Genomic DNA, 7101 nt, shown 5'->3' on the forward strand with positions numbered 1-7101 from the left:
ATTTCAGCACAAGTATCTCCATACCTAATCCGGATTTGTCAGAAATTAAAGTTACAAGGGGTGTACTCTAAACCACTTATTCCAACTGAAATTAAAGCACTGATGACACCTTATCTTTGATGGGTACTAAATAAGCTCTGGTAGCTAATAGTTATCTCAAAAATATTAATTTGACGTTACCCGGTTAATTGCTGAGCGATTACCTTAAATGGAACAAGAATAATTTATAGGATGCCGCCCATCTCAATCAAAGGTAAGCGGGCAGAGTGAACTTGATAAAGAAAGGTCTCTACTGGAATTAGCAAGTTCACCACGAGGGTCTCTATTACCATTAGGGTCCTCTGATTGTTTCACTCCAAAATGCTCTTCATAGTTAGACTGCCATCCAACTATATGGCCATTTTCGATTTCTTGGCCATCCGGGGTTTTGCAATGTACGCGAATTCCACATTTACCATTTACAACTTTATCAGCGCCCCAATGTGGGCCACAACTTCAGATTTGTATAAGGTGATTGATATTCTTCCTAATTTAGATTGGAGGGATACACCTGTTGGCGCTCGACTTGAATTAACTGCTAAGTCACAAGATGAATTATTGAGTAATTTTGAAGCGGCTCAAAATAAAGCTAAAGCACAATGTAAAGATGGGGATGCTTTTCATCCATGGCCAAAAAATCTAACGGATTTGTGGCGCCGCTATAGTGGACATGGGTATAAGGATGATAAAGTAAATGAATTAAAGTTTATGACGCTTGCAATGATTTTGGGATTTATAATAGGTCCCGGACTTTCCTATTTTATACATGAATCTAGCACGGCTATTTCGTTAGCTACACCATTCATTTTAGCCAGTCAAGTTTGATCCCTAAATAAAAAGAAATATTCAGTGAGCTAACTGAAGCATTAAAGTTTGTGTTTAAAGTTAATATACATTATTTAATTTATGGTTATTTATTATTTAACTTGGGTTTTGAGTTTTTTTGCAATTCCAATCACTATGCGAGACATTTTAAATAACTTAATAGCTTGTCTGAAGTCATTATAGACTCTTAATATTTATTGTGTTTATATGTTGAAAATATAAGTGTTCGTAACGCTCTAATAGATTAAATAAGATTAATATCGTGGATATACTAATCACTTTGCTGTTGCTCGTCAACAGGCCTGAGTGGTATTTAATAGTTCTCTTTGATTTTTAAAAATATTTAATGAGGAGATTGTCCGCATATGAAATAATCCGATTTTATTAAAATTAGATTTGTGTTTGATTAATTATTTTAATGAGAAAAATATGATGAAAAAGAGCGGGGAATAGTCATAGACATTCTCTGGGCAACCTGTTACGCTTTTAATTTTTTATGTATATAAAATGCCGAATTAGGAGCTTTATTAGCCATGTCGACAGCTTCCGAAAGTATCTTTATTAAAACCGCCCCTAGAGTTTTTTTACCATGGATTGTTTGGATATTGGGTTGTGCCTTTTATTTTTATGAATTTTTACTGCAAGTATCCCCTGGTGTAATGGGTACTGAATTAATGCGTGATTTTTCAATCACAAGTCAAACGCTTGGTGTTTTATCTGGATTTTACTATTACGCATATACTCCTATGCAATTACCTTGCGGTATGCTGATGGATCGTTTCGGCCCACATCGAATGCTTACTTTTGCCACAATTATTTGTGCTTTGAGCACGATTGCTTTTTCAATGACCGATAGTTTATTAACTGCATTTGTAGCACGCTTGATGATAGGTTTTGGTTCGGCTTTTGCTGCGGTAGGTACGATGAAGCTTGCTTCCAACTGGTTTTCCACAAAGCGTTTTGCCTTACTCACTGGACTGATGGTAACTATAGGAATGCTGGGAGCTATAGGGGGTGAAGCGCCTCTGGCTCTATTGGTGGATCATTATGGTTGGCGTCAAAGTATGTTTGGAATAGGTATTACAGGCCTTTTTCTTGCTTTTTTTATATTCATCGTCGTAAGAGATCAGCCTATACAGCAAATCGATTCTTCCGCAGTTCATGATACTATTGAGCAAACGCCTATGTTGCAGAGTTTATTTATTTTGTTAAAAAACAAGCAACTGTGGTTAGCGGCTATTTATGGCAGTTTAATGTTCATGGCAACCCCAGTATTTTGTGGATTGTGGGGGGTGCCATTCCTAATGCTTAAAATGAATATTGTAAAAGCAGTTGCTGCTAATTATGTTTCTCTTGTTTTTATTGGCTGGGCAATTGCTAGTCCCTTATGGGGCGTTTTTTCCAATAGTATCGGTTTGAGAAAGCCACCTCTTTATATCGGTGCGATTGGTGCCGTAATCACTTCTGTCCTGTTTATCTATGCTCCAATCAAGGCTTCCTGGATAATGGAGTGCCTGCTTTTTTCTTTTGGAATATTTTCAGCTGGTTTTCTACCCTCATTTTCAGTTGCAAAAGAATTGTGTAGTACACATTATGTAGCTACTGGTCTGGGTTTTATGAATATGTTTAATATGATAGGTATTGCTTTCTCGCAACCGTTTATTGGTTTTGTTTTAGATAGAATGTGGGCAGGTAAACTGGTCAATAATGTGCGTATTTATTCTTTGGACGCATATTATGTAGGGTTGGCTATTTTACCAATCGGTATGTTCCTGGCATTGCTCATTCTTCCTTTTCTGCGCGAAACTTATTGTCGTGCTGTAGAAGAGGCTGTTTAATTTATTCTGGCGAGCCGGGGAACCCGGCGCGCTCCAATCGCAAGTTTTTTATACTTCTTCATGCTCCATCGTACTACAGTGGCATATGCCATCATCAGCATATCGACATCATAATGATGGCTCTACCCCAAAGAAGGGGCATTTTAATCTTCCTTTTGATTGCGAAATCAATGAGTTAGTTTAATACTAACTTGATTAAAATGCCCCCTTCTTTGGGGTAGAGCCCTATCCATTTCATGATAAAATGATCACAGTAACTCATTGTGGTAGGTTGTGTTTAAAAGGTAAAAAAATAAATTTAACCAGTGTTCTAGCGTGGCAAAATGTAGGAATTAAGGAGGTTGAAGAGAATATATGGTTAGTTAGTTTTATGGAGTATGATTTAGGTTATTTTGATGAGCAGACATGTAAATTGGAACCTTTGCCGAATCCTTTTGGGCCTAAAGTGTTACCTATGTCTCCGGTATAATATGTAACCGATGTCTCCGGAATAGACCTTGATTAAATGGTGCGCTCGGAGGGACTCGAACCCCCGACACCTTGGTTCGAAGCCAACTTGATCAAGATAAATTAATAATAAAATCAGTAAGTTGCGATGTAACGATTCTGTCAACTACTGCCTACAGCTGCCTGAAACAACAGAGGTTATATTTCACTTTGTTACAAATCTGCTACATAGTAATTTTCAATAAGGTAATTATCACTCGATTTCATGTCACAATAAATTGTTTTTTTTGTCACAAAAAATGATACATAATTGTGACATCAGTAGGAGAAGTTATGACAGAATTTCTGGCAGAAAAAATAAGAAATCGTATTCAGCAGCACGGTGAAGGATCGCAAAGACGGATTTCAAGCTTTAATAATTCCAGCTTATCAAAAAATACCTCCAGGTGTGATGCGTTGGGGCTTATGCATTTACTGCGCCAACAAGCACTATAATCTCGCAACATCTTATTGAAGTAAAATATTGGCTCAGACACTTAAATTAATCTAAGCCAAATAGCACTAGGGAGAACTCTAGTGATAGTTATGAAAATATTGTAATGTAAGTAAATGTCTTATATACTAAATGTAAGACATTTACTTACATTACTGAGGTATTTATGGCTCGCACAATGACTGTTGATTTGGGTAGTGAACTTCGTGATTATGTTCAGTTTCTTGTTGATTCAGGTGGTTATAGAAGTAATAGTGAAGTATTAAGAGAATCATTGCGTCTGCTTCGTGAAAAACAAGCTGAATCAAAGCTCGAGCAGTTACGTCATCTTATCGATGAAGGAGAAGGGAGCGGGGATCCATTAATGTGGAACGCGGAAGAATTTCTTAAGCGAATGAAGAAAGTCCCTCATGCCAAATAAAACATATCGCCTTTATCCAAAGGCTATAGAGGATCTTGAGTCAATCTATTTATATAGTACGCGTGAATTTGGTATCAAAAGGACAGAAGATTACATTTTGGCAATTGAAACAAGCTTTCAATATCTTGCAGATGATCCACTTATTTCTCGAACATGTGATTATGTCCGTCAGGATTTGAGGGCTTTCAATGTTGGTTCTCATGTTATTTTTTTCAAAATAACTCATTATGGTATTGCAGTGGTTCGGGTGTTGCATCAATCTATGGATTTTAATAGACATTTTTGATTGTTCTTGTACCATCCTGATTTATATTTAGTGACATATCTCTACCATGAATTGGCTAGGCCACTCTGGTGGGAGTATGTCACAGAGACTGCATTAGACAAAAGCGGTATCCAGGGTTTTTACAATTGCGCAGTTCTGATTGTATTTCCAGTTAGGGGGAAATTAAGTTTCAAAAAGTTCTTAAGATTGATAAAGTTACCTAGAAGTAATAACCAACTATTATTTTTAAAAACGGTTTAATTATTTTCATAAAGTTTTCCTTTTGTATTATTCAGACACACCAGAACTGGCACTGTGACGCAAAAACAATGATTATCACACCCAGCGTACACAACTTCATAATTGACCTTAATAATGAATTGTATCTAAATATAATTTTTCAAAAACAATAGCGCCAAAGCAAAACATAAATCCCAATGAAATAGCTCCCGTTTGATCTACTAAACTAGGATCCATTAATTGCAAATCAGGTAACACACCTAAAAATAAATAAGTTAAACCCAAGAATAGATAGCCATAAACCATCACTTTTCCAATAAATTTTTCCATTTTTCTTCCTTCAAATAATCTACTCAGAATTTAAAATTCTGTCTCTATTTTTCGCAGCCTGCCAACATTTGTTTTAATTTTTAAGGTATAGGCCATCATTAAGCGTTGATAATCTTGATAATTTCGAGGTGGAAATAGATAAATTATTAGCCACAAATCCTGATGTTGTATTTCTAGATAATGATAATTCGGCAGGCTTTAGCGGTAATCTATTGTTTGAAAAAATATATTCTTGGTTTGTGAGTAATCAAGGAAAAGGCTTATTTATCACTTCCAATGAACCTATTCAGTTTAAGGATTGCTACGGTTTTAAACCAGATGGAAAATACCATTTTCCTCCATTCAATGATTATAATTCTTCCAAATACCTAAATTGGTACCATAAAGAGGATTTGGCAAGTAAGAGTAATACTGACTTAGACAAAACCTTTGCTGCAATTCCTTCTGGGGTGAAATTAGATGATAACAACGAGGAACTGCGAAAAACCGATATTAATTATCTACTGGAGCGTTACCTAAAAGAAAGAACAGACGTAAACTGATTTTTCCGGGAAAACAAAAGAATATTTTTATGGAAGCTTCTTTTCTATCTTTCAAAAAAGTTTTACACAAAAAAAAGACGCCGTTCATGCTTTAAAATCAGCGTTAAATGGAGAGAAGGTTGATTTAAGTGAACACTTATCAACCTTAAGAAACGGTAATTTGGGTAAAGAACTTCGAGAATTTTTTAAATCGGGCCTAGGTATAAGTAACACTCTTGTTGGAAAAAAGGTGACTACTGTGAGTGGCTTTGTGCAGGCTCTTCAAGAGAAAAATTCGAATCAAGACAACCTTTTTAATCATTCAAAAGCGCTTACTACGTAGAGTGAGAGCAAATCCCTCTTATTTTTTTGTCTCTTTACTTATCCCCAATTTCTGGGGAGTAACAATGTGGGCAATTTTTTTGATAAATCAAGTTAAATATTTATGAAAACCCTTAATTTTATTTTTCTAATAAAAATTGTGGTTGGTATAGGTCGACAACTGAATAATTAGGCTACGAATTGCTGGGATTGGCAATCCGTTTTGCCTAGTTCTGTTTCCAAGGACTGGATATGTGTTTTTTATTACAGGTTTCAAAAAAAAAGGGGTACAATTAACTTAAGAATTCACCATAAGATCATTTATATACGGTTGAGACTGGTATTTTCTAGTAGTACCAGCAGCAAATAAACCAATGCCACCAAGTGTTGCAACTGCTCCTATGCCAGCGACGATTAAACCTGTTAAACCCAAAGTTGCAGCATTTAGGGCAACAAACGCTATAGCAACAGCAGCCATACCAAGTGCAGCGATAAAACCACCTAAAACTTGCATGTTAATATTTGAGAATGACGTTGAAGGAGTATCAGTCTGAGATGGAACGTTATTAAATGACTCACTCGGGATAGTTGTATCTACAATCTTTTTCTCTTCCGCCAATAATTTTGTAATGATTGGAGAAGCTTTTGTTAAGAAGGCATTAATTTCTACTTCATCTATATAGCGTTTAAATGTAGTTTCGTAAAGTGATTTACTACTAAATCGTGAAAAATAACCAATTTCACTTCCTGGAGCAAACCCATTAGCAGAAAGCACCCATATTGCGTGATGATCAAATTTATCCGGCAAAATGCTTCCAAGGAGCATTAAAGATGTCCATACATACTGAGATTCAAGAGCACTAGAGTTCTTTATTCTTATAGGGTTTTCTGTTGAAGGTATCTTGGGCAGACTGCCAACAATAGATTTTATAGCATAGGCCATCCAATAATTTACTCGAGATTTAGGATCTTCAGGCATTTTCCCAACATTTACAAAAAAGTTCTCCTTTTCCTTCTTATAAGCGCTAGGCTTTGTTTTATATCTTTGTTGCTCACTTTCTACTAACTGTATTAAAAATTCAAACATAATCACGTCATGGCTATAAAATGTCAATAATACTCATATTATAAGAGAGCTGGCCATAAATAAAGTACCGCTTACATATGACGATAATCCACATTTGTTTTCTGACAACATCAACATCCAAATTTCATTTATTTTTCTTAAAAAATTAGGGAATAATAAAATCCAGAACGGTTCATTAAAGCACAACAAAACCCACACTTTGTGTGGTGCGATTAGCTCAACTCGGCTGACGTATGATGAAGTTAAAGAAAAAGGAAATCGTTTATTTCTTAAT

The 7101-nt window shown here is 35.7% G+C and carries 10 protein-coding genes; 7 read left to right on the plus strand and 3 right to left on the minus strand.

Annotation, left to right across the window (positions count from 1 at the left end; genetic code table 11):
* Positions 1-432 precede the first annotated feature (432 nt).
* The 6 genes from WA877_RS01215 (at position 433) to WA877_RS01240 (ending at position 4349) form a co-directional block, all read left to right on the plus strand.
* The gene (locus WA877_RS01215) at positions 433-864 is read left to right on the plus strand and encodes a hypothetical protein (RefSeq protein ID WP_425169121.1); all 432 of its coding nucleotides are present in this window, start codon (positions 433-435) and stop codon (positions 862-864) included.
* A 533-nt stretch (positions 865-1397) separates the two neighbouring features.
* Positions 1398-2702 (plus strand): MFS transporter, encoded by a 1305-nt coding sequence (locus tag WA877_RS01220; protein WP_425169122.1) that lies wholly within the window; start codon positions 1398-1400, stop codon positions 2700-2702.
* A 244-nt stretch (positions 2703-2946) separates the two neighbouring features.
* The gene (locus WA877_RS01225) at positions 2947-3171 is read left to right on the plus strand and encodes a hypothetical protein (protein ID WP_425169123.1); all 225 of its coding nucleotides are present in this window, start codon (positions 2947-2949) and stop codon (positions 3169-3171) included.
* 311 nt (positions 3172-3482) lie between these two features.
* Positions 3483-3644: a hypothetical protein gene (locus WA877_RS01230; protein WP_425169124.1), complete on the plus strand. Its 162-nt coding sequence runs from the start codon at positions 3483-3485 to the stop codon at positions 3642-3644.
* 164 nt (positions 3645-3808) lie between these two features.
* Positions 3809-4063 carry a type II toxin-antitoxin system ParD family antitoxin gene (locus tag WA877_RS01235; protein WP_425169125.1) on the plus strand — a complete coding sequence of 85 codons (255 nt, stop codon included), beginning with the start codon at positions 3809-3811 and terminating at the stop codon, positions 4061-4063.
* Positions 4053-4349, plus strand: coding sequence for a type II toxin-antitoxin system RelE/ParE family toxin (locus WA877_RS01240; RefSeq protein WP_425169126.1), 297 nt, complete (start codon positions 4053-4055; stop codon positions 4347-4349). Before WA877_RS01235 ends, WA877_RS01240 begins: the two co-directional genes overlap by 11 nt.
* A 348-nt stretch (positions 4350-4697) precedes the next feature.
* Here WA877_RS01240 and WA877_RS01245 read toward each other — a convergent pair whose 3' ends face one another.
* Positions 4698-4898: a hypothetical protein gene (locus WA877_RS01245; protein ID WP_425169127.1), complete on the minus strand. Its 201-nt coding sequence runs from the start codon at positions 4896-4898 to the stop codon at positions 4698-4700.
* Positions 4899-5026: 128 nt separating this feature from the next.
* On the opposite strand from WA877_RS01245, the gene WA877_RS01250 reads away from it, so the two are divergent.
* The gene (locus tag WA877_RS01250; RefSeq protein ID WP_425169128.1) at positions 5027-5440 is read left to right on the plus strand and encodes a hypothetical protein; all 414 of its coding nucleotides are present in this window, start codon (positions 5027-5029) and stop codon (positions 5438-5440) included.
* A 598-nt stretch (positions 5441-6038) separates the two neighbouring features.
* Here WA877_RS01250 and WA877_RS01255 read toward each other — a convergent pair.
* Both WA877_RS01255 and WA877_RS01260 read right to left on the minus strand, forming a co-directional pair.
* A complete protein-coding gene (locus WA877_RS01255; protein WP_425169129.1) occupies positions 6039-6827 on the minus strand; it encodes a hypothetical protein in 789 nt (262 codons plus the stop codon).
* 33 nt (positions 6828-6860) lie between these two features.
* Positions 6861-7101: hypothetical protein (locus WA877_RS01260; protein WP_425169130.1), on the minus strand; the 241-nt coding region annotated here is incomplete at its 5' end.

The sequence above is a fragment of the Legionella sp. genome (genome assembly GCF_049790535.1).
Classification (GTDB): domain Bacteria; phylum Pseudomonadota; class Gammaproteobacteria; order Legionellales; family Legionellaceae; genus Legionella.